This window comes from Deltaproteobacteria bacterium (assembly GCA_005879535.1).
Classification (GTDB): domain Bacteria; phylum Myxococcota; class Myxococcia; order Myxococcales; family 40CM-4-68-19; genus 40CM-4-68-19.
Genome location: VBKI01000100.1, coordinates 1 through 561 on the forward strand (window position 1 = coordinate 1; position 561 = coordinate 561).

Below are 561 nucleotides of genomic sequence, written 5' to 3' on the forward strand. Positions count from 1 at the left end.
GGAGCCAAAGATGGCCAAGAAGTCGCTGGAATCGCTCGTCATCGCAAGCAAGGCGAAGGGCGTCCTCAAGAAGGCGGGTTGCAATACCGCCGGAGACGCGTTCGCCGCCCTCAACGAATACATGTACTGGCTCCTGGAGCAGGCGGCAAAGCGCGCCAAGGCGAACGGCCGCAAGACCGTGCGCCGCCACGACTTCATGAGCTGAGCTGCCGTTCGGCCAGCGTCCGCTCTCGACACGGACGCTGGCCTGGCGCTCGCCGTCAGGGGGCGCTGGCTGCCTCGAGCACGCCGAAGCTGCCCTTGCGGAAGGAGACCAGGACCTTGCCGCCCTCAATGGCCAGAGCGCGTTCCATGGCGACGTGGGCGACCTCCGGGTGGCTGCTGGTGTCCGTCAAGTAATTGAGGTCCTGCGCCTGTCCGCCGCTATAGAGCGCGGCATGGAGCCCGAAGACGTAGGTGTCGGAGGTGCGTCCGGCGAAGTAGCCGTCGAAGTCGGACTTCTGGGGCCGCGCCCTCAACAACTTCGGCGTCATCGGCGGCTGCGTCGGCGCCGGGCCCTAC

Annotated in this window: 2 protein-coding genes; one reads left to right on the forward strand and one right to left on the reverse strand. The window is 66.8% G+C overall.

Translation table 11 applies throughout. The features are described from left to right. The first annotated feature begins 40 nt into the window (after nucleotides 1-40). Nucleotides 41-205 (forward strand): DUF1931 domain-containing protein, encoded by a 165-nt coding sequence (locus E6J58_23415; protein ID TMB32208.1) that lies wholly within the window; start codon nucleotides 41-43, stop codon nucleotides 203-205. A gap of 55 nt (nucleotides 206-260) precedes the next feature. Here the strand turns inward: E6J58_23415 and E6J58_23420 are convergent, their stop codons facing one another. Then, on the reverse strand, nucleotides 261-533 hold the full coding sequence (locus tag E6J58_23420; GenBank protein ID TMB32207.1) for a hypothetical protein: 273 nt from the start codon (nucleotides 531-533) through the stop codon (nucleotides 261-263). Nucleotides 534-561 lie beyond the last annotated feature (28 nt).